This window comes from Shinella sp. H4-D48, from assembly GCF_022637395.1.
Classification (GTDB): Bacteria; Pseudomonadota; Alphaproteobacteria; order Rhizobiales; family Rhizobiaceae; genus Shinella; species Shinella sedimenti.
Genome location: NZ_CP093338.1, coordinates 534,740 through 555,340, shown reverse-complemented (window position 1 = coordinate 555,340; position 20,601 = coordinate 534,740). Strand labels below are relative to the sequence as shown.

Annotated in this window: 19 protein-coding genes; 6 read left to right on the top strand and 13 right to left on the bottom strand. The window is 58.6% G+C overall.

Annotated elements, in window-relative coordinates:
• Nucleotides 1–27: 27 nt before the first annotated feature.
• Entirely contained in the window at nucleotides 28–918 is an 891-nt protein-coding gene (locus tag MNR02_RS19605; protein ID WP_241949001.1) for a MurR/RpiR family transcriptional regulator, read from the bottom strand.
• Between the two features lie 385 nt (nucleotides 919–1,303).
• On the opposite strand from MNR02_RS19605, the gene MNR02_RS19600 reads away from it, so the two are divergent.
• The 6 genes from MNR02_RS19600 to MNR02_RS19575 all read left to right on the top strand — a co-directional run bounded on the left by MNR02_RS19600 (nucleotide 1,304) and on the right by MNR02_RS19575 (nucleotide 7,849).
• Nucleotides 1,304–2,803: a glutamine synthetase family protein gene (locus MNR02_RS19600; RefSeq protein WP_241949000.1), complete on the top strand. Its 1,500-nt coding sequence runs from the start codon at nucleotides 1,304–1,306 to the stop codon at nucleotides 2,801–2,803.
• Nucleotides 2,804–2,928: 125 nt separating this feature from the next.
• On the top strand, nucleotides 2,929–4,131 hold the full coding sequence (locus MNR02_RS19595) for an aromatic ring-hydroxylating dioxygenase subunit alpha (protein ID WP_241948999.1): 1,203 nt from the start codon (nucleotides 2,929–2,931) through the stop codon (nucleotides 4,129–4,131).
• The gene (locus MNR02_RS19590; RefSeq protein ID WP_241948998.1) at nucleotides 4,128–4,769 is read left to right on the top strand and encodes an aromatic-ring-hydroxylating dioxygenase subunit beta; all 642 of its coding nucleotides are present in this window, start codon (nucleotides 4,128–4,130) and stop codon (nucleotides 4,767–4,769) included. The genes MNR02_RS19595 and MNR02_RS19590 overlap by 4 nt, the downstream gene beginning before the upstream one ends.
• Before the next feature lie 36 nt (nucleotides 4,770–4,805).
• Entirely contained in the window at nucleotides 4,806–5,819 is a 1,014-nt protein-coding gene (locus MNR02_RS19585) for a PDR/VanB family oxidoreductase (protein WP_241948997.1), read from the top strand.
• A 258-nt stretch (nucleotides 5,820–6,077) separates the two neighbouring features.
• Entirely contained in the window at nucleotides 6,078–6,998 is a 921-nt protein-coding gene (locus MNR02_RS19580; protein WP_241948996.1) for an alpha/beta hydrolase, read from the top strand.
• 128 nt (nucleotides 6,999–7,126) lie between these two features.
• Complete coding sequence (locus MNR02_RS19575; protein ID WP_241948995.1) at nucleotides 7,127–7,849, top strand: gamma-glutamyl-gamma-aminobutyrate hydrolase family protein; 723 nt, start codon at nucleotides 7,127–7,129, stop codon at nucleotides 7,847–7,849.
• 175 nt (nucleotides 7,850–8,024) lie between these two features.
• Here the strand turns inward: MNR02_RS19575 and MNR02_RS19570 are convergent, their stop codons facing one another.
• From MNR02_RS19570 to treZ, 12 genes are all read right to left on the bottom strand, one after another.
• Nucleotides 8,025–8,906, bottom strand: coding sequence for an alpha/beta hydrolase (locus MNR02_RS19570; RefSeq protein WP_241948994.1), 882 nt, complete (start codon nucleotides 8,904–8,906; stop codon nucleotides 8,025–8,027).
• 147 nt (nucleotides 8,907–9,053) lie between these two features.
• Nucleotides 9,054–9,935, bottom strand: coding sequence for an alpha/beta hydrolase (locus MNR02_RS19565; RefSeq protein ID WP_241948993.1), 882 nt, complete (start codon nucleotides 9,933–9,935; stop codon nucleotides 9,054–9,056).
• Nucleotides 9,932–11,119 carry a branched-chain amino acid ABC transporter permease gene (locus MNR02_RS19560; RefSeq protein ID WP_241948992.1) on the bottom strand — a complete coding sequence of 396 codons (1,188 nt, stop codon included), beginning with the start codon at nucleotides 11,117–11,119 and terminating at the stop codon, nucleotides 9,932–9,934. Before MNR02_RS19560 ends, MNR02_RS19565 begins: the two co-directional genes overlap by 4 nt.
• A gap of 11 nt (nucleotides 11,120–11,130) precedes the next feature.
• Nucleotides 11,131–12,051, bottom strand: coding sequence for a branched-chain amino acid ABC transporter permease (locus MNR02_RS19555; protein ID WP_241948991.1), 921 nt, complete (start codon nucleotides 12,049–12,051; stop codon nucleotides 11,131–11,133).
• Nucleotides 12,052–12,053: 2 nt separating this feature from the next.
• Nucleotides 12,054–12,833: an ABC transporter ATP-binding protein gene (locus tag MNR02_RS19550; protein WP_241948990.1), complete on the bottom strand. Its 780-nt coding sequence runs from the start codon at nucleotides 12,831–12,833 to the stop codon at nucleotides 12,054–12,056.
• A 2-nt stretch (nucleotides 12,834–12,835) separates the two neighbouring features.
• A complete protein-coding gene (locus MNR02_RS19545) occupies nucleotides 12,836–13,552 on the bottom strand; it encodes an ABC transporter ATP-binding protein (RefSeq protein WP_241948989.1) in 717 nt (238 codons plus the stop codon).
• Between the two features lie 41 nt (nucleotides 13,553–13,593).
• Entirely contained in the window at nucleotides 13,594–14,922 is a 1,329-nt protein-coding gene (locus MNR02_RS19540; protein WP_241948988.1) for an ABC transporter substrate-binding protein, read from the bottom strand.
• Nucleotides 14,923–15,219: 297 nt separating this feature from the next.
• On the bottom strand, nucleotides 15,220–15,984 hold the full coding sequence (locus MNR02_RS19535; RefSeq protein WP_241948987.1) for an aldolase/citrate lyase family protein: 765 nt from the start codon (nucleotides 15,982–15,984) through the stop codon (nucleotides 15,220–15,222).
• A gap of 8 nt (nucleotides 15,985–15,992) precedes the next feature.
• Nucleotides 15,993–16,775, bottom strand: a complete 783-nt coding sequence (hpaH, locus tag MNR02_RS19530) for a 2-oxo-hept-4-ene-1,7-dioate hydratase (RefSeq protein ID WP_241948986.1) — start codon at nucleotides 16,773–16,775, stop codon at nucleotides 15,993–15,995.
• A gap of 61 nt (nucleotides 16,776–16,836) precedes the next feature.
• Nucleotides 16,837–17,271: a hypothetical protein gene (locus MNR02_RS19525; RefSeq protein ID WP_241948985.1), complete on the bottom strand. Its 435-nt coding sequence runs from the start codon at nucleotides 17,269–17,271 to the stop codon at nucleotides 16,837–16,839.
• Between the two features lie 350 nt (nucleotides 17,272–17,621).
• Nucleotides 17,622–18,389, bottom strand: a complete 768-nt coding sequence (locus tag MNR02_RS19520) for an IclR family transcriptional regulator (RefSeq protein ID WP_241948984.1) — start codon at nucleotides 18,387–18,389, stop codon at nucleotides 17,622–17,624.
• 234 nt (nucleotides 18,390–18,623) lie between these two features.
• A complete protein-coding gene (gene treZ, locus MNR02_RS19515; protein ID WP_241948983.1) occupies nucleotides 18,624–20,585 on the bottom strand; it encodes a malto-oligosyltrehalose trehalohydrolase in 1,962 nt (653 codons plus the stop codon).
• Between the last annotated feature and the right edge of the window lie 16 nt (nucleotides 20,586–20,601).

The following is a 20,601-nucleotide window of genomic DNA, read 5'->3' as shown; positions in this document are numbered from 1 at the left end:
CCGCTTTAACTGTCTGTTCAGAACGTTTTAGGAGTCGCGCGCCGGAGGCTCGAACTTGAGGATCAGACGATCTTCGTCGTCTTGGCGTTGGACGAATTCGGAGAGCCGGTTGCGAGCGGGCTCGCCGAGCATACGGGCCGTCTCGGAAATCAATAGTTCTGTTAGAGCGAAGGCGGCCGTCATGGAATCGAAGGGCTCCGGTCCCTTGTTGCTAGCCGTCAGCAAGGCCGTGGCCTTCGAGGCGAGCGGGGACAGGTATTGATCCGTCACCAAAATTATCTTTGTACCCTTGTTGATTGCCTCGATGCCCCAGTTGATCGTTGTCTGCTGGTAGCGGCGGAAGTCGAAGACGACCGCGACGGTAGAGGGCCTGAGATCAACGAGGCTATGGATATCCGGCACCGAGAGCCGGACTTCCGACCGCAGGATCGACAAGTACCGATAAAGTTGCTGCGCCAGAACTTGGCTGAATCGGCCGCCGATCACGACGATGTCGTGTTCGGGAGCGCAAAGCAGCCGCACGGCGTTCGCGATTTCGGCGTCACTAAGCGACGCGAAGGTATTGCGGATGCTTTCTAGATAGACATGTTGCGCCTGCCCGACAGCAGAAAGTTCACCCGAAAAGTCGCGATTGTCGGGATAGCTGCCGACTGGCGAAAACAGCCGGTTCTGCGCTTCTTGGCGCAGGGCTTCCTGAAACTCCGGATAGCCTTCAAAGCCGAGCTTCCTGACGAAGCGCACCACTGTCGGCGGGCTGGTCCCTGCATTTGCTGCCAACTGGACGACAGGCATCAGGCCGCCCATTGGATAGTTGTCTGAAATTGAATTGGCTACGGCGAGTTCAGCCGGCGGCAGGCGGTCCCTAAGCACCCTGATGCGCTGTGAAACAGTTCCGCCGACTCCTTCTTTTGCCGTCATTCCACCCTGTCTCGCACTCCTATCCGCCTTGGTTGTATGCGACCGCCCGCCCTGCGACAAGCCCAGCTCGGCGAATATCGCGCGACGGACTTTTCTCTGCGGCGCTCCTTTTTGCACGTAAAAAGGCGTTTGGAAGACCCAAGTTGCAGGATTCGGTACGTTACACGGCAGCCACTATCAAGCTTGTCCAAGCCCGGCACGCGGCTCTCCAGAGCAGCATGATCTGACATCACGGTTTAACTGTTTCGTCGATGGCCAACCCTGCGCATCTCGGCAGCCCGGCTTGGGAAGTTATAAACTTTGACGTTTGCAATTTTTCATATTGACAGAAATATGTAAAATATCGAACATGCCTCCATAACTTTAAAAAAGAGGGAACTTAGTTATGGACAATGCACCGGTATTATCCGGCTTTATCGAAGAATTTGGACTCTGGACGGACGAGCAGCACGAAGCAGCGCGCGACATTGCAGCGCTGGTCGATAGCGGCAAGCTGAAGACTTTCCGCGTCTCGGTGCCGGATGCGCAATCCAAGCTACGCTCCAAGACGCTGCTGCCCGACGCCTTCAAGTCGGCGCTGCGTGACGGCGTGGAGTTCACCAGTGCCTATTTCAGCTTCGATTCCGCCGAAGGCGTCGCCTATAATCCCTTTGGCAAGACCGGCGGCATCGGCCTTGATGAGATGCATGGCTTCTCGAATGCTATCCTCGTGCCTGATCCGCTCACCTTCCGTGTCCTGCCCTGGGCGCCGACTGTTGGCTGGGTGCTTTGCGACATCTATCTGCGCAACGGCAAGCCTGTGCCCTTTGACGCGCGCAATCAGCTGAAGTCGTCGATCTCGCGGCTGAAGGCGCTCGGCTTCGAACTCGTCACCGGTCTGGAAGTCGAATTCTATGTTACCCGCGTCCTAGACCACAATCTCGGCGAAGAGCATATGGGCGGGCTCGGCGTGCCGCCGACGCCTCCGACGGTCGAGGCACTGTGGCGCGGGTTTGCCTATATGTCAGAAGACCAACAGGATCGGATCAGCGACATCACCGATTCCCTTGCCGAAAACTGTCTGGGGCTCGGCCTGCCGCTTCGCACCATGGAAGACGAGATGGGGCCGGGGCAGCTGGAATTCACTTTTGACGTCCAGGACCCTCTGAAGGCCGCCGATTCCATGATACTGTTCCGCTCGATGGTGAAGCAGACGATGGCCCGCATGGGCCTGCATGCCACCTTCATGACGCGGCCGATCTTCCCAAGCTTCGTCGGGTCTGGTTGGCATCTGCATCAGAGCTTGTCCTCGCCGGGCATTCGCAACGCCTTCGTCGCCACTCCAGGCACAAGCGAGCTGCTTTCCCCAACCGGCAAGGCCTACGTCGCTGGCCTTCTCGAACATGCCGTAGAGGCGTCTGTATTCACGACGCCGACGGTCAACGGTTACCGTCGCCGCAAGCCGAATTCGCTGGCGCCGGATCGTTCGACCTGGGGCTACGACAACCGTGCCGCCATGGTGCGCGTCCAGGGCCGTCCCGGTCACCGTTCTTCGCATATTGAAAACCGCATCGGCGAGCCGGGTGCGAACCCCTATCTCTACATCGCCTCGCAAATCCTCAGCGGCTGCGATGGCTTGGAACGGCAGCTCGATCCCGGTCCAGTCGAGGCCAGCCCCTATGAGGCCATGCACCGGCCAAAGCTACCGACCAATCTGATGGAAGCGACGGCCGCCCTCGACAACAGCCAGTTCTTCAGGGCGGCGATGGGCGATCAGTTCATCAATTGGCTCGTCGGCATGAAGAAGAGCGAAATCAACCGCTTCCTCGCCGCTGAACCCGACTGGGAGAAGGACCCCGACGCCGTCACCCAATGGGAGCACCGTGAGTATTTCACACGCTACTGATACGGCAGCAACAAAGGAAAACTGACGTGAACGTTCACACTACAACAGGGGGCTTCGGTCATTTGATCGAAGACCGGCGGGTTCACCGTACCCTTTACACAGATCACAGCATCTTTAATCTTGAGATGAGCCGCATCTTCGGCGGTACCTGGACCTTCCTGGCGCATGCCAGCGAACTGCCGAACCCGAACGACTTCGTGCGCAAGCGCCTCGGCCTGCGCCCCATCATCGTGACCCGGGACCGCGAGGGCAAGTTCCACGGACTGCTCAACCGCTGCACCCACCGCGGAGCCACGATCTGTCGACAGGACGAGGGCAATGCCCGCCGTTTCACCTGTCCCTATCATAACTGGTCCTTCACCAATACGGGCGAGCTTGCAGCGGTGCCGATGGAGGACGGCTACGGGCCTTCCTTCGACAAGAGCGAACTCGGCCTGGGTAAGCTGCGCGTCGAAAGCTATCGCGGATTCATTTTCGGCACGTTCAATAACGACTTACCCGACCTGAAGATCCATCTCGGCCCGGCGGCAGCGCTGCTCGACGAATGGCTCGACCGCTGGCCGGGTGCGGAGCTTCAACTGCGCCGCGGACAGCACAAACTCATGTGTGCCGGCAACTGGAAACTGATCTACGACAATGCGGCGGACGGTTATCATCCCGGTTTCTCGCACGCATCGCTGCTGCGCATGCGCAAGGATCGCTACGGCGGTGGCGTCGACATGCAATGGGCCCTCGGCAATGTTGACGATGGTCTTCAGACGGTTTCCGATTCCGGAAACGGCGGCACATTCATCGACCAGCGTGCCGAAATCACGCGCTACTGGGATCAATCGGCGCCGATGCCCGGTGAAGATACCTATGCCCGCGTCATTCGCGAGCGACTGGGTGAAAAGGGAGAAGCCGCGCTCGACGTCGTCATGGGCTCGGGCATGAACCTCAATATCTTCCCGAACCTTTTGATTATTGGCAACCAGATACAGGTGCTGGAGCCGCAGAGCGTCAACCAGACCCATATCAACTGGTATGCAACGGCGCTCGTGGCCGACGACCTGCCGGATGAGGTCAATTCTTTGCGCATGCGCCTGCAGGAGGATTTCCCGTCCTTTGGTGAGCCGGATGATCTGGCGAACTTTGAAGAATGCCAGGCCGGCCTTGAAATTGAGGAAGTCGCCTGGGTCCAGACCGGCCGTCATCTCGATACCGGCAGGGAGTATATCGGCGCCAAGGGCATGTTGACCGGTCCGGTTTCCGACGAGCTGCCGTTGCGCGTCTTCTGGCAGGAATGGCTGAAAAGAATGGAATACGGCAACGCATGGGTGGCGAAATGAACATCACGACAGACCCGATGCAGGGCGGATTCACGCTTGAGGACATTCTGCGCGATACGCTGGATTCGACCTATATCGACGATGCCTATTACGCCAAGCTGCGTAATGACATGGTCGAATGGGAAGGGAAGGGTACGCTGCTCAGCGAAGCGGAACGGCATGTCTACGAGGCGCTGATCATCGAGGAAAACTGGCTGCTCGACCGCCGTGCCTTCGAGCGATGGTATCAACTCTACAGCCGCAAGTGCGTCTATTGGGTTCCGGCTGTCGGTGATCTGCCCGATCCGGTAAGGTCCGATCCGCAGCGTCAGGTGACGATCGCCTTTGATGATCGCCGGCGCTTGGGTGACCGCATCGTCTGGCTGCGTACCGGCGTTGCCTATTCGCAGCTTCCGCCCTCCTACACGTCGCATATCAGCACGGCCTTCGTGCGGATGCCGTCGGAGAACAAATCGGAGGTGAAGGTCCGCTCGCAATTCCTGATTCAGGAGATGCGCGCGGGTCACGAGATCCAGACTTTCAGCGGTTGGATGGGACATGTCTTCGTCGAAGAAGACGGGATCACCAAGATCGACCGCAAGGTCGTATGTCTGCTCGATGCCCCACGTAGCCACCACAACATGACGTTCCTGCTGTGAGATAAGATGATGAGTGCCTCTGCTGCAGCTTCCAGAATGCCCCCAGAAACCGCGGTTGCGCCGAAATTCCGGCTGCGGTTGACCGTGCAAAGCAAGGAGGCTGCGGCCGATGGCGTCGTGAAGCTGAGCCTTGCCGGGACGGATCTTCCTGATTGGGAACCGGGAGCGCATATCGAGCTTGCGCTTCCTGGTGGATTGGCGCGCGCCTATTCGATCGTCTCAGGCGATCCTGGCCGCAGCTACGAACTGGCGATCCTGCGTGAACCACAGAGCCGTGGCGGCTCCGAGTATGTTCACGATAGACTGCTGCCTGGCGATACGATCCTTACCACCGAGCCGAAGAACTCCTTCGCTCTGGAACCTGCCGTGCAACACGTCTTCGTCGCCGGAGGGATCGGCATTACCCCCATTCTCCCGATGATCGCCCGGTTGAAGCAGGAGGGCAAGCCGTGGAAGCTCTACTATCTTGGCCGCTCTCGCGGCCGGATGGCTTATATGGAGACCGTCGCCAGCCTCGCGCCCACCGATCCTGATCTGGCCCGAATTCATATCGATGACGAAGGCACGAGCCTCGATCTTGCCGCCCTCATCGATGGCCTTCCTGACGGAACCGCTGTCTATACCTGCGGTCCGAATGGACTCATGGACGCACTGGCAGCGCAGGTGGCGCGCCGCCCGTCGATCCATCTGCATATGGAGCGCTTCGGCCGCGCGGAGATCTCGATTTCGGCGGATATTGCGCCGAGCGACGACGATGCGACACAACAGGCGTGTGATGTCGATGGTGCCTTTGAAGTCGAGCTCCGAAAGACCGGGGCGACGGTCACCGTAGGGAAGGGGCAGACCATCCTGGAGTGCGCCCGCACCGTTCGCCAAGGACTGTCCTTCTCCTGCTCGGATGGCTATTGCGGCACCTGCGAGACGGGTGTGCTTGCCGGGCTTCCTGATCATCGCGATACGGTGCTCACCGACGAGGAGCGAGAGGCAAACCGGACGATGATGATCTGCGTCGGGCGTTCGAGAACCCGCAAACTTGTGCTGGACCTCTAGGTCAGCGCACCCTGCGGAATGCATCGGATGTCGATTATTTTTGTAAATATCTGATTCTGAATAAATTTTCCGATCAATGGGTGAAAAATCCAGCGGCGTTCGGTCGTCGAACGCACCCGTGCGTCAAGACGACCGCCGTTTCGCTTTAGGACAGAACCTAGCCGGCAAGCAGGGGCTGGTGGCTTGGTGCCAACAATCGTTTCATGGTTGTGACCAAGGAGAAATGAACCTGCTTAAACAAAAAAAAGGGGAATAAAATTGAAGCGCCGTACATTTAATGCATCTATACTTGGGCTCCTCTGTTCAGCCGCCGCCGCTCGCAGCAACGACACGGTATTCCTGGACTACACTCAGGAAGCTCTTGACAAGGCCTATGACCAGAGCTTCTGGGCACCGAATGCGAAGGAAGTCATCGGCCGTTACAGTTCGGACAGTGCCAAGGTGCGTGAGAGATACGTGCCAAAAACGGAGCAATATGGCCCGCGCGAGGCAGAGATGCTCGATATCTTCGCGCCTGCCGGTGCAGAAAAGTTGCCGGTCATGATCTTCGTACACGGCGGGACCTGGCGGCTGCTGAGCCGATCTGACGCATCGCATCCCGCTCCGACATTCGTTGAAAACGGCTGTATCTACATTGCGCTGAATTTCGACAATATCCCGGCCGTGCGCCTGCCGGAGATGGCCGATCAATGTCGCCGTGCTGTGGCCTGGGTCGCGAAGAACATTGCAAAATTCGGGGGCGACCCGAACAAGATCTTCGTGTCGGGCCATTCCTCCGGCGGGCATCTGGCTGGCGTCTTGCTGACCACGGACTGGTCTTCATGGGACGTGCCCGCGGACGTCATCAAGGGTGGTGTTGCGATGAGCGGGATGTACGATCTGTATCCCGTCATGCTGTCATCGCGACGGAAATACCTCACGATTTCCGACCCGGAGTTGGCCGCGCTTAGTCCGATGAGGCATCTCGATAAAGTCGCATCCAATATTATCGTGATTCACGGCGCCAACGAAAGCCCCGAGTTCAAGCGTCAATCCAATGAATTCGCAAACGCACTGGAAGGGATGGGCAGCCTCAGGGCAAGGTTCGAACTTCCAGTAAACCATTTCGAGGTTGTGGAGGCGCTAAACGATCCCGCCAGTGAGGTCTCCAAGTCGGTTCTACAGATGATGCGGGGGTGATGCATTCGCCATGGAAGCAACCCGTGAGGGTTGCTTTTTCATGTGGAAGAGCACTCGCATGCGGAGGCGGTAACCTTGCTTCGACGGGCGGTGATATTCATGCCGGCACACCAATAGAGGAAAACAAAATGGCGAAACTCACGATCCTGGAAGTCGGCATGGTACCGCCCAACCTCCGCGGCCGTTTCGGATCGTTGCCCGACATGTTCAAGACGATGATTGCATCCCATCGGGCGGACATCGAATTCGCCGTCATCAGCGTCGTTGAGGGGCAAGATCTTCCTGATATCGATGACGTCGAGGCATTGCTGATCACGGGTTCAATGTTCGGAACCTATGACGAAATTCCCTGGAAAAAAGCTCTTGAAGACCTGATCCGTGCCGCACACGCCCGAAACCTGCCTATGGTCGGCGTGTGTTTTGGTCATCAGATCATCGCTCAGGCGCTTGGCGGGGTTGTCCAGAGAACGGACAAGGGCTGGGGACTCGGGCGTCATGTCTATCAGGTCCGTCCTGACAATGGTCTGATCGATGCGTCCGAGGTCGCAATCGCTTGCTCCCATCAGGATCAGGTGTTGGTTCCGCCATCCGACGCGATCACAGTCCTGTCCTCGGCTTTCACGCCGTGTGCGGGTCTTCTCTACGACAACGGTTCGACCTTCACACTTCAGGCACATCCGGAGTTTGAGCGGGATTATTCGTACGCTCTCTGTGAGATGCGGCAGGGTATCGCCACCGACGACGTGGTCCGGAAGGGCAAGCGGTCTCTCAACCAGCCGCTGGACAACCATATAATCGGCAAGGCAATTGCCCGCTTTCTTGCGGAAAGCGGCTTGCCGGGCCGCCGGTGAGAGCCATCAACCCGACGCTGCTTCTTCGCAAGGCGTTTCAGACAGACGGACCACAGCGAAATTGTGTGGCGCCTCTGCCTGATCATGTAACTCGCGCTCGAAGGTCTGGAACCCTGCCAGCCGCCGGTCGTGCCGAACGCAGTCGGCATGGGCTGGAGGAGCAGTCCAGTTTTCCCTATCCCGGCAGCTTCCCCTCGAAGAGATCCATTACAACGCGCGTCATGCGCCCGTCGCTGGTCTTGAACCCCTCAAGCACCTCGAAGTGATTGGCGTTGGGCAAAACGAAACTGCTCGCGCCATTTCCAACCGCCTTCCACGCCGCTTCAAAGCGTAGCGATTGCCCGGCGAAGGCTTCCGGGTCGGCATCGCCCCAGGTCAATGCGAGAGGCGCAAAGCATTTCCGAACGTTGAACATCGGGCTATGGTCCTGAACCGATAGTGACGTGAGCCTCAGGTCCGGCTGCAGGAAGCTTTCGGCAAGGGGGGTCAAATCGAAGAGCCCGCTGATCGAAAATCCCGCTTTAACGGTATCGTCAGGCAGACCGTAGCGTGACCAGTCCGTCAAGAGCGTGGTCGCCGTCAGATGACCGCCGGCGGAATGGCCGCCGATGACGATCCGATCCGGGTCGCCTCCGAAGGATTCGGCGTTTCTGTAGGTCCAGGCAACGGCAGCGCGCACCTGGCGAATGATCTCGCCGATCTCGACGGTCGGGCAGAGGTCATAGGTGACGTTGACGACGCAGGCGCCGGCTGCGACCGGCCCAGGCGCAACCATCGAGAACACGCGCGACGTCAACGATTTCCAATAGCCGCCATGGACAAATATGAAGATCGGCGCCTTCGTGGGAGCGGGTGACGGTCGGTAGAGATCAAGGGTCTCCATCAGCGTCGGGCCGTAGGAAACGCCCAATTGCTTGTCGGCGATGGCGGCTTCGGCGGCGGCGCTGTCTGCCATGAACTGCCGGGCATAGACAGTGAAGTCGGGCACCGACGACTCGACGTCATAGGCGGCGTCAAGCGCTGCCTGACTCTCATAGCCTGCAAACAATTGTGTCATTGTCGTTCTCCCAAAGGCGAATGGTTGAGGTGGGACAGAAATGACGTTCAGCATCCTCTCTGTCAGGAGGTCCGGCCGGCCGGCATATTGCCGACCGGCTGAACGGCTTGTCGTCCCTGATGGAATTCCAGCTATGCTGATGATCGCTCAATCGGGGAGCTTGCCCTCGAACAGATCCATGACCACCTGCGTCATTCGTCCGTCTGGCGTCTTGAACCCCTCCAGCACCTCGAAGTGATTGGCCTGGGGTAGAATGAAGCTGCTGGCGCGGTTTCCGGCGGCCTTCCAGGCCGCCTCAAGCCGCTGCGAATGTCCGGCAAAGGCTTCCGGGTCGGCATCGCCCCACGTCAATGCGAGAGGCGCGAGGTCGCTCCGGACATTGAAGACCGGGCTGTATTCCTGGACCGCCATCGGGGTCAGCCTGAGGTCCGGCTGCAGGAAGCTTTCGGCAAGGGGGGTCAAATCGAACAGCCCGCTGATCGCAAAGCCGGCTTTCACGATGTCGTCGGGCAGCCCATAGCGTGACCAGTCCGTCAGGAGCGTGGTCGCGGTCAGATGACCACCTGCCGAGTGTCCGCCCAAGACGATCCGATCCGGATCACCTCCGAAAGACTCGGCATTCCTGTAGGTCCAGGCGACGGCGGCACGCACCTGGCGAACGATCTCGCTCATTTCGACGGTCGGGCAGAGGTCGTAGGTAACGTTGACGACGCAGGCGCCGGCTGCGACCGGCCCAGGTGCAACCATTGAGAACACACGCGACGTCAGCGATTTCCAGGCGCCACCATGGACAAAGATGAAGATGGGTGCCTTCGTGGGAGCGGGTGACGGCCTGTAGAGATCAAGGTTCTCCATCAGCGTGGCGCCATAGGAAATGCCCAATTGCTTGTCCGCGATGGCGGCTTCGGCGGCGGCGCTGTCTGCCATGAACTGCCGGGCATAGACGCTGAAGTCGGGCACCGATGATTCAACATCATAGGCGGCGTCAAGCGCGGCCTGACTTTCATAGCCGGCAAACAGTTTTGTCATTGACCTTCTCCTGAAATGGATGGTGAGCGTAGGAACGGGATGAGATGGGTGCGTCGGCGCATGGATCGACCGAAAAGCCCTGCGAGCCCCTGCGGCAGGAGCAGCATCAGGGCAATCGACATGAGCCCGAGCACGAGCTGGCCCTGGCCCGACATCTGGCCAAGGATGCGGTCGACGACGACAAAGACGATTGCGCCGATAAGTGGCCCTGAGACCGTCCCCATACCTCCGGCAACGACCACGAACACCACATAGGACGACCACGAGATCGAGAAGCCGGATGCCGGCGTTATGATCATTGCATCCATGAAATAGAGCCCGGCCGCCAGCCCAGTAACGAAAGCGCTGATCAGGAAGATCGACATCTTGATCCGCATGACGTCGATACCGCTGCTCGCAGCCGCGTCCTCGTCATCGCGCACCGCCATCAGAGCCAGTCCGAACGTGGATCGCATCCAGAGGAAAATGCCGAGTGTGACGACGGCTACAAGGCCAAGCGCCAGATAATAGAGGGTCAACAGGTCGACATCCGCATTGACTTGCATGCCACCGCCAGCGCCCGCAAGCGGCCAGCCGCTGAAGATCGTTGCGACGGACTCGGCGATCAGCCATGTGGCGATCGCGAAATGGGCGCCGCGCAGCCTCAGCAGCGGCAGGCCTCCGAGGAACAGGAACAGCAGCAGAAATGCACGACGGGTGAAATTATCGCCGAAAATGTCGAGTTCTGGCTTCACTGTCACGGCGATCTCGTATCCTGCGACAAGACAGAAGAAAACGACAAGCGCCCACGATCGCCGTAGCGGCCATCTGATACCCATGGGTGCGACAAGAAGAGCCGCGAAGGCGAGGGGCACGAGACCAGCAAAAATCCAGACAGCAACGAGCGGTGCGGCGGCATAATAAATCAGGATGGCTTCGGAGAAGCCGGCTATCCCGATAAACACCTGCTGCCCGACAGACAGCATGCCACCATATCCGGCCATTAGGTTCCAGGCGTGACCGAGAGTGGCGAATATGAAGGCCGTCATCAGCAGATGCACGATATAGCTGTCGGTTCCCACCACCAAAGGAACGATCACCAAGGCGGCGAGCAGCACGAGTGCTCCGATTCTCCAGGGGGCGGATTTCGAGGCGTTGGTGGTGACAGGGGGTGCGCCAATCGCGGATAGGTTAGAGAGATCCATGGATACCGTTCCTATCGCTTGAAGAGCCCCTGCGGGCGCGCTGCGAGTACGAGAAGAATGAGGAGATAGCCGGCAAGCTGTTGGGCGGCTGGTCCAAAATAGGTGCCGGCCAGGACCTGTGTGATGCCCAACACGATACCGCCGAGAAAGCAGCCGCCGAGCGAGCCGAGACCCCCGATGACGACGACGCCGAAGGCCGTAAGCAGATAGGGAGGGCCATCAAACGGCTGGAACGAACGCGACATTCCGATCATGAACCCGGCGAAGGCCGCAAACATCAGGGACAAGCCGGAGGCGACGCCATAGACATGCGCCGTGCGCATCCCCATCAGTGCTGCGATTTCGGCGTCGTCGGACGTCGCGCGGATCGCACGGCCAATGTGTGTGCGCTGGATGAACAGGGCGAGTGCCCCGATCAGCACGGCGGCAAGAACAAGAAAACCCAGGCGCAGCGTCGAAATGCTGAGGTCTTGGCTCAGCGCGATCGCGGAGAAGGAATAGTCGTTGCGGATCGTCTGGGCATTGGTGCTGAATACAAGCTGCAGCGCCTGCGACAGGACCGTCGAAATGCCGAAGGTGATCAGAAGCGGCAGCATCATCGCCATAATCGGCGAGAGGCCGCGCCGCTCCACCGCGAATGTTGATACCCGGTTGAGAAGACCGCGCTGCAAGACGTAGCCGATGACAAACATCATTGGCACGAGCGGGAGCAATACCCAGAAGGGTGAGACCGGATAAAGGCCGAGAATGACGACCGCCAGATAGGCCGCCACGATCAGCCAGTCGCCATGCGACAAGTTCACCAGCTTCATAACGCCGAATGTCAGCGCGAGGCCGACGCTGATCAGCGCATAATAGCCGCCGAGCGTGGCGCCGGTCATCAGCCCGTTGGCGAGATCGATCAAGGCCCAGTAGAAATCCTCCGTCGTCATGGTCAATGGACTCCCTGGACAGGCATCTTGGTTTGTGGGCTGGCATGGCCAGAACCGCCGAAATAGGCGGTTGTGATCTCTTCACGGCTTAGCTTTGAGATGTCGTTGGCAAGGACGACACGGCCTTCCAACATGACGGCCGCACGGCCGGCGAAGCCCATGGCCCGTTGCAAATCCTGCTCGACCACGATGATGGTGAGCTCGTTGCGCAACCGTTGAAGATTGCCGTAAAGCTCTTCGACAGCGGCAGGCGACAGACCGAGCGAGACTTCGTCGAGCAGCAGCAGACGTGGAGAGGTCATCAGCGCGCGGCCGATGGCAACCATCTGCTGCTCGCCGCCGGACATCTGCGTCACGATCTGTCGGCGCCTTTCGGCAAGCCGGGGGAACAATGCGTAGATTTCGTCCAGTTTGCGGCGCGCACCTTGCCGCCAGATCGGCAGGTAGGCGCCACACAGAAGGTTGTCCTCGACGCTCATGCGGGAAAATAGCCTTCGGCCTTCCGGCACGAGAGCGATGCCCATTTCAACAATCCGCTCGGGTGGCAGACTTTCGATTGGCTGGCCTTCGAAGGCCATTCGTCCAGTCAGCCGTGTCTTGCCCCCGACCGTGGTCAATCCGGTGAGCGTGCGCAGCAGCGTCGACTTTCCAGCGCCGTTTGCTCCGATAAGTGCCAGGATATCGCCCTGAGTCAGATCGAGATCGATGTCGAAGAGAGCCTGTAGCTCGCCGTAGTAGGCGCAGATTCCCTGAAGTGAGAGAATGGATAGTGGCTTGCCCATCGTCAGGCTCCCAGATAGATGCGGCGGGTTTCGGGCAGCGCCATGACCTGCTCGGGACTGCCGACGGCGACGATCTGGCCGTCCGCCAGAACCATCAGCCGGTCGGTCGCCGTCAGCATGGTCCGGATCACGTGTTCGATCCACACGACGGCGATGCCCAGTGAACGCACGCTTTTGACCATGGTGATGAAGGCGCTGACCTCCTCCTCGGTCAGACCCGCAGCCACTTCGTCGATCAGCAGCAGGCGCGGGCGCATGGCGAGCGCCCGGGCCAGTTCGTGGCGCTTGCGCACCAGAAGCGGCAGGCCGCCAGCGAGCGCTCCGGCGTGCGCGGAAAGCCCTGTGAGGGCCAGCGTCTCGCCGATCCATTGATCGGCGGTACGCTGGTCCATCTGACCGGCAAATGTCGCGGCAACCCGGAGGTTCTGCTCCACGGTCATCTGCCCGAAAGGCTTCGGCACCTGGTAGGTTCTTCCGATGCCCAACTGAGCCCGGCGATGCGGCGGTGTGGTGGTAATGTCCTTGCCGCCAAACCGAACCGTCCCCGACGAAGGTGTGATATGACCGGACAGCATGCCGAAAAGAGTTGTCTTTCCGGCTCCGTTCGGACCGATCACGCCGAGCACTTCACCTTCCGCGACATCGAAGCTGACGTCCTTCGCCACGGTGAGCGCGCCGAAGGACTTCGTCAGGTTGGTGACTTCGAGAATTCTCGTCATAGATGCGTCTCCGCTCTGGAATTTCGCAGATCGAAGACGTCCTATTCGTAGAGCTTCATCTCGCCGGTTTTCTTGACCGAAGGATAGACCTCGTTGAAGACGGTCTCCTTGACGATCTTGCCCGTTGCTTCGTCGAAGCGCCATTGCGCGCCGGCAAGCGGCTGGACCGAATAGTTTTGGCTGTTGAATGCAATCGGACCATCGACCGTATCAAGCTTCGTTGTCTTGAGTGCCGCCAGCACGGCGTCCCGGTCCTTCGTCCCGGCGCGCTGGATCGCACTCAGCAGCACGTCGTAGGACGCATCATCATAGCCCAGCGGAGGGACGTAAGGCTTGCCGGTGGCCTCCTCATAACGGTCAACAAGCGTCTGGCCATCATAGCCGCCATATGTCGAGTTGCCCGGATAGGCAGGAGACCAGAAATTCACCGACAGCAGGCCATAGCCGGCTTCACCAAGTGCTGCCATCGGCTCGGGATAACCCGTTCCCTTGTCGATGATGTACATTTTCGGCTTGAAGCCGGCCTGCGCAGCCTGTTGCAGATAATTCTGCATGTCGGGCGGGGCAAGCACGCCGGTGACGACCTCGACATGATTGCGTTTGAACTGGTTGATCAGCGACGAGAAGTCAGGCAGTCCCTGCTGGAAGCGGCCGGGGTCGACGGGCGTCCACCCTTCCTGTTTGAAGACCGGGTCGAATATCTTGGCGAAGACCGTGCCGTCGGCGTCGTTCGGATAAAGATAGCCGATCTTGCCATTGAATCCGCCAGGTAGGGCCTTGATCATCCCGAGATGGTTTTTCACCAGATCGCCAACAGAGAAGTAGAACGCAAACGTGTATTTGTATTCCTTGGGCTTTCCGTCCGGGCCGAGAAGCCAGGCTTCAATCGGCACGCCGGTGACGACACAGGGGATTTTGTTGCGTTCGCAGAGATCGGATGGCGCGTTCGTCGTATCGGGCGTGCCCTGGGCAATCAGGAAATCCACCTTGTCCTGAAGGATGGCCTGCGTGGCGGCATCCGCGGAGCCGGCGACGGTACTCTTACTGTCGTAGATCTTGTAGTTGATCTTGCACAGTTCATCGCCGACCTTCAGGCCGCCGGCATCATTAATCGGCTTTATTTTGTTTTCATCGACCCATGGCGTGTCTTTTGTGACATCGGCGAGTGGGCCAGTTATCGGCACGACACGGCCGATGCTGATGCTACATTCGGCCGCCAGCGCATGACCAGCGCTCAGCGCGGAAAGCAGACAGGTGCTTGCGAGAATTCTCTTCATGCTGATAGTGCCGGCCATAATAGTGTTCCCCTTTTTTGGCAGCAAGTCACCATCCCCCGAAGGCGACCCCGGGTGACTGGTATCGGTGATCAATCGTTCTTCAGGCAGCGCGAAACCGCACGTCACCGCATAGTGCGGACGTTTAATTCATCTTCCGCGACATGAATGCGTGGGCTTGTTAATGTGTGTTGATCTGTAATTAAGTCTATTATTTTTCATCATTGCGTCAACATGAAAATTGCGGAACATCAACGATTTTTCCATTTCAAGGCGCTTTTAAATTACAGAAATATTTCCTGTTTCCTTTTGAAAAGAAACGAAAATTCTCGCGGCTGCAAACCACGGAAATGTATGTCCTGACCCTGTACAGGGCTCTGTCAGCCGCCCATTCTAGAGCGAGTTCACCTGTACGAGCAGTGCTTCTGAGGATCTGGCAAGAAGACCCGCGTCGACGCCCACGGCGAGAAAATTTATGCCGGATGACAATGCCGCTTTCTGAAGCACTGCATCGCTGGTCAAGAGGCCCGCCGGTTTGCCAGTTGCCTTGATGCGGCTGATCGTTTTGACGACCTCGCTTCGCATGTCCGGGTGCATCTGGTTTGCGCCAAAGCCAAGACTAGCTGCAAGATCGGCTGGCCCGACGAACAAGGCGTCGACACCCTCAACGGCAGCGATACTCTCGAGGTTGTCGAGCGCGAGCTGTGTTTCAATTTGAACAATGACGCAGATGTCGACTTGCGCGTTTTCGAAGTATGCTTTTTCACGGCCAAAGCGGGTCGCCCTGGTCAATGCAGACACGCCCCGGATACCGTGCGGCGGATAACGGGTCGCGGCGACGGCCGCTCTCGCCTCGTCTGCCGTCTGCACATAGGGTATGAGAAGGGTCTGCGCACCCGCATCGAGAAAACGCTTGATGAGTACCGGGTCATTGGCCGCAGGCCGCACCAGCGACGACACCGATGGGTAACCGGCGATAACCTGGAGCTGTGGCAGCACCGTCAGCGGATCGCCCGGCGAATGTTCTGTGTCGAGCAGCAACCAGTCATATCCGGCGCCTGCCACGACCTCGGCGGCGAAGGAATTGGAGAGCGTGCACCAAAGTCCAAACTGGGGCCTTCCCTCATAAAGTCTGCTTTTGAAGATATTCCCAGGCATTGGTACCCTCACTCAAATGATACGCCGATCGACCCAAGTGGGCCGTAGTCGGCGGAAACGACATCTCCGGACTCGATATCGACCGGCCTTGTAAAGGAGCCTCCGAGCACGATGTCTCCCTTTTTCAAGCCTTCGCCGAGCGGGGCGAGTTTGTTGACGAGCCAGGCAATGCCCGCGGCAGGATGGCCCATGATGGCCGCCGAGACGCCCGACTCCTCGATTACGCCGTTTTTGGATAGCGTGGCTGCCACCCACCGTACATCGATGTCGAAAGGCCGGAAGATGCGTCCTCCCATCACGATCGCGCCAAAAGCTGCATTGTCGGCAATCGTGTCGACGATCGCGCGTGGCACTGCTGTGCGATAATCTATGATCTCAAGTGCGGGCGAAACGAATTCCGTGGCGCGCATCACATCATGCATCTGGCATCCCGCCCCCGCCAGATCCTCGCCCATGACGAAAGCCAGTTCGGTTTCGAGACGAGGCTTGATGAAGGCGCCGGCTGAGATGCGGGCGCCATCCTTGAACAGGGCGTCGTCCAGGATGACGCCGTAGTCCGGTTCGGTCATTTTGGACGCGAGTTGCATAGCTCTGCTGGTCAGGCCGATCTTGCGGCCGACAATGCGAGCGCCTTGGGCCACGCGGCCTTCTGCCCAGCGCCGCTGGACATCATAGGCGTCTTCTATCTGCATCTGCGGATAAGTCTTCGAAAGTTGCGGGATGACGATCCGCGTCTTCTCGGCGTCCAGGAGACTTTCGGCTGCGGCTTGGCGTTGGTGTTCCGATAACATTCTGAGATCTCACATGATTGCAAAGGGGCACAGTCTTGGGAAAATCCTCTGCTGCGGCACCTCAGACACAGGCAATGGCGAGCATGCCGGCGATGACGAGAAGAAATGCCGGTGTGAACAGGGTGACATTGGCATCCGTCTGGAACTTCCAGCCAAAAACATTCCAGGCAAATGGCGGCACAGGATTGACCTCACTCACAAGTTTGCCGCCGTAAACGGGACGGAAAATCACCGCCGTCCAAAAACCGAGATATGCCGCGCCTGCCAGTATCGACGCGATCCACAGCGGTGCGGTTTCCGTGCCGGCGGTCCAGATCAGGTAGAGCGAGAGGGCTGCGATATAGACGTACGACGATACCTGCCAGACGACGTGAAAGCGCGCGTGGCCAGGATAGGATGGATTGGTCACGTGTGTGGAATTGGAATCGAAGAGTGACGGAATGGCGCTGTAGCCGAGCGTGGCGATGGTCAGCAGAATTTTGGCCGTGAGTAGCATGAGGTTCCTCCCTTTAAGATACTGGACCGGGAGCCTCCCCGGCGCCTCCCATGTGTATCATTATTTGATACACTGTACTTATAGATGAACAGAGCGTTGACGGTCTGTCAAGCGCGCGTTGCACGTTCGCCTTCCGTGATCTCGTCAGCGGAGAGTTCGTGTTTGACGGTTGATTTAATGCAGCGTCACGGATCGGAGATTGAAGAGGGCAGGCGAGTCGACCAAAGCCGATGGTCTTGTGACACGCCATGAGGTCGATTGTGACCCTGATGAAAAATTGTGGGCCCTTCATACCTGCAGAACGGACAGGCCGATCGCAAGCCTTCCTGACGGCGGCAATGCCTTAGAAACTAGATAGATGTGCCGAAGGTTTGCTGGACGTCGCGTCGGAACGCGAGCAGGGCTGTCTTTATGTGTTCTTCCTTGCGATTGAACCGGGCGCGGGGCGCAGCAATCGAAATCGTTAGCTGCCGTCCGCCGATCGATGGAAGAGTGGTCGCCATCGCGCAGGCATCCTCGCCGAATTCCTCGCGATCAATGAAGAGGCCAATCTCCCTGAACGCCGCGACCTGCGCCATAAGAACCTTGCTGTCCACAATCGTATTCCTGGTCAATTGCGTCATACCTTCCTTAAGGAGCTTTTCGGCGTCCTCAGGGTTCAACAGGCTGAGATGGGCTTTACCATTAGCCGTGCAGTGGATGGGGTGCTGCTTGCCGACAAATGAAATGACCCGTATCTGCTCGTTAGACGCAATCTGATCGATGACGACGACCTTGCCGTGTTCGAGAGCAGTAAGATCGATATTGTCACCGGTCTCCTCATGGAGTTTTTCCATGAAGGGGCGCAGAAGCGTGCGCGCGTCGAGATGAACACGGGCGCCAAGTCGCGCCAGTTCCATGCCGAGATAGATGCCCTGATGCCCGAAATTCTTGGTCAGCAAACCTTCATTGTTGAGCGAATTGACGAGCCGTTGCACGGTGGAACGAGGCATTCCCGTCTGCTTCGCAATTTCGCCGAGGCTGCATCCCGGTCGGTCAGCCACCGCCTTGAGAACCGCAACCGCCTTCGAAATCGACTGGCTGTCTCCCGCTCTGGCATTTTCACTTACCGGCATCATGGGCCTTTTCTACTCGCCGATTTCCGGACGCTCACAACGGCGTCAAACTTTCCGAAAATTCTTTTAGCACCGTTTTGCTGGCCAGCAAGCGGCAGTAACTCATGCGGTCTCGCTAAACACGTCAAGCCGGACGCTCCCGCAATGTGATATAGCATACCGATATGCGATCCGATGGCATCAATCGATCCCAAGCGAAAATGCAAACGAGCACGGGAAGGTCGGCGGCGCTTTTTCTCATGGGCTCATGTTTGAAATCATGCCCTGCCAGGCAGACAGTTCTTCTCGGTCGGGGATGCCGCGGCGTTGCGCGGGCAGGGGACGCAGAAGCAGAGCGCTATCGGCGCCAAGCGTCCATCGCCTCTGGAAATCGAGTGGCCGCCGGCCACCACCGCCGTAGATGATTTCATCGCTCGACCATTCGACTGACCATTGATGGCCGGCTGGTGGCGAAAACAACGGTTCGGCCAGACTTGCCACTGAAAGGTCTCCACCAAGGTTGATCAGAAGCAGTCGTTCGTCCTGCGGTTCGGAGGAGAAGAACCTTAGAAGAAATGCCGACCCGTCCAGTACGCTGCCATCAAACGCAGCACGCGGGCCTCTCCCGCCGGTCGACAATACGCTGGTCCGGCGGCGCAGAGCGAGCAGATCCCTGTGCAATGCCACGACAGGGTCGTTGGTATCCCGCTCCGACCAGTTGAGCTTGCAACATTCGAATGTCGAAGCGTCTGCAGGAACGGGCATCGACGCACCGAAGGCCTCATCCCGCAAACTCGGAAATTGCTTCAGGAACTCAACTCGACCTTCGCGGACAACATCAACCAGCGTGCCGGACTGATCTGCAAAGTAATAAAACGGGCTGGATGCGCCGAATTCCTGCCCCTGAAATAGCATCGGTGTTTGCGGCCCCAGAAGGAGTAAGGCTGTTAGTGCGCGAACGCGCGCGGGCGACGCAAGCCTGTCGAGACGTGCGCCCGACCCCGAATTGGCGATCTGGTCATGGTTTTGAAGGAAGTGAACGAAATTGGTTGGCGCAAGATCGAAGCCCGGTTGACCGCGTGGGGCGTCCTGCCAGTCATAGCGCTGACCCTGAAAAAGATAGCCGTATTTGGCCGCCGAGACGAACTCCTGCGCCCGGCCGAGGTGATCGTGGTAATAGGCCTCGTTTCGCCCGGTCAGCGCCACCATGGCTGAATGATGGAAATCGTCGTTCCAAAGCGCGTCGAGACCGTAGCCATGGTTTTGCGCTCCGCGAACAAGGCGCGTATCCTGCGGCTCGTTTTCGGCGATGAGATAGATTGACTTTTTGCCGGCCGCTGCACGTGCCTCGCGGCCGATCACTTCGATGATGTGCTCGTCGCTGGAATCGTAGAGCGCTTGCGTTGCATCGAGGCGCAGGCCGTCGAAATGATATTCGTCGATCCAGTAGGCGGCATTCTTCGCGAAATATTCACGCACGCCGGCGCTGTTGTCGCCGTCGAAGTTGATCGCGTTGCCCCAATCGTTCCAATAGCGCTTGGTAAAATAGTCCGGCGTGAAATCCTGAAAGCGGTCTCCGAACCCGAAGTGGTTGTAGACAACATCGAGGATAACGCCCATCCCTAGGCCGTGTGCGGTATCGATGAACGAGCGCAGGTCATCCGGCTTGCCGTAGAGCCGCGTTGGCGCATAGGGCAAGACCCCGTCGTAACCCCATCCAAATACACCGCAGAATTCGTTTAGCGGCATGAGTTCCAAGCATGTGATGCCGCTCTCTTTCAGCAAGGGGAGCTTCTCCGCCGCGGCCGCGTAGCTTCCTTCCAGTGTGAAAGTCCCGATATGGATCTCGTATAGGACCTGGCCTTGGGGGGAAATGCCCGGCCATTTGTCATCGCACCATGAAAAGCTGCTTGGATCGATCACCATCGAATTGCCGCTAGGTCCGTCCGGCTGGAAACGCGATGCGGGATCGGCGGCGGGATCGGCGTTGCCATCAAACTTGAATCGATAAAGGCTGCCAGCTGCAAGACCGTCGATATCGAGGCGGAAATAGCCATCCAGCTCCTCGTGCATCGCATGCTCGCGCCCGTTTTCCAGCAGGAGCGACATGCGCTCCTGCGCCGGCGCCCAAACCCGGAACGATACGCAGCCGCCGACGATTTCGGCGCCGATCGGATACCGGCGTTGTATTTTCACATAGGCCGCGCGAGTCGCATTCATGGCATATCCTGCGGTC

Bases quoted from the DNA above. Each gene is read 5' to 3' on its own strand.
- MNR02_RS19590 (WP_241948998.1), top strand. From the start codon at position 4,128: ATGAACATCACGACAGACCCGATGCAGGGCGGATTCACGCTTGAGGAC.
- MNR02_RS19570 (WP_241948994.1), bottom strand. From the start codon at position 8,906: ATGACACAATTGTTTGCAGGCTATGAGAGTCAGGCAGCGCTTGACGCC.
- MNR02_RS19600 (WP_241949000.1), top strand. From the start codon at position 1,304: ATGGACAATGCACCGGTATTATCCGGCTTTATCGAAGAATTTGGACTC.
- MNR02_RS19605 (WP_241949001.1), bottom strand. From the start codon at position 918: ATGACGGCAAAAGAAGGAGTCGGCGGAACTGTTTCACAGCGCATCAGG.
- MNR02_RS19535 (WP_241948987.1), bottom strand. From the start codon at position 15,984: ATGCCTGGGAATATCTTCAAAAGCAGACTTTATGAGGGAAGGCCCCAG.
- MNR02_RS19560 (WP_241948992.1), bottom strand. From the start codon at position 11,119: ATGGATCTCTCTAACCTATCCGCGATTGGCGCACCCCCTGTCACCACC.
- MNR02_RS19575 (WP_241948995.1), top strand. From the start codon at position 7,127: ATGGCGAAACTCACGATCCTGGAAGTCGGCATGGTACCGCCCAACCTC.
- MNR02_RS19525 (WP_241948985.1), bottom strand. From the start codon at position 17,271: ATGCTACTCACGGCCAAAATTCTGCTGACCATCGCCACGCTCGGCTAC.
- MNR02_RS19585 (WP_241948997.1), top strand. From the start codon at position 4,806: ATGCCCCCAGAAACCGCGGTTGCGCCGAAATTCCGGCTGCGGTTGACC.
- MNR02_RS19555 (WP_241948991.1), bottom strand. From the start codon at position 12,051: ATGACGACGGAGGATTTCTACTGGGCCTTGATCGATCTCGCCAACGGG.
- treZ (WP_241948983.1), bottom strand. From the start codon at position 20,585: ATGAATGCGACTCGCGCGGCCTATGTGAAAATACAACGCCGGTATCCG.
- MNR02_RS19595 (WP_241948999.1), top strand. From the start codon at position 2,929: ATGAGCCGCATCTTCGGCGGTACCTGGACCTTCCTGGCGCATGCCAGC.
- MNR02_RS19545 (WP_241948989.1), bottom strand. From the start codon at position 13,552: ATGACGAGAATTCTCGAAGTCACCAACCTGACGAAGTCCTTCGGCGCG.
- hpaH (WP_241948986.1), bottom strand. From the start codon at position 16,775: ATGTTATCGGAACACCAACGCCAAGCCGCAGCCGAAAGTCTCCTGGAC.
- MNR02_RS19565 (WP_241948993.1), bottom strand. From the start codon at position 9,935: ATGACAAAACTGTTTGCCGGCTATGAAAGTCAGGCCGCGCTTGACGCC.
- MNR02_RS19550 (WP_241948990.1), bottom strand. From the start codon at position 12,833: ATGGGCAAGCCACTATCCATTCTCTCACTTCAGGGAATCTGCGCCTAC.
- MNR02_RS19520 (WP_241948984.1), bottom strand. From the start codon at position 18,389: ATGATGCCGGTAAGTGAAAATGCCAGAGCGGGAGACAGCCAGTCGATT.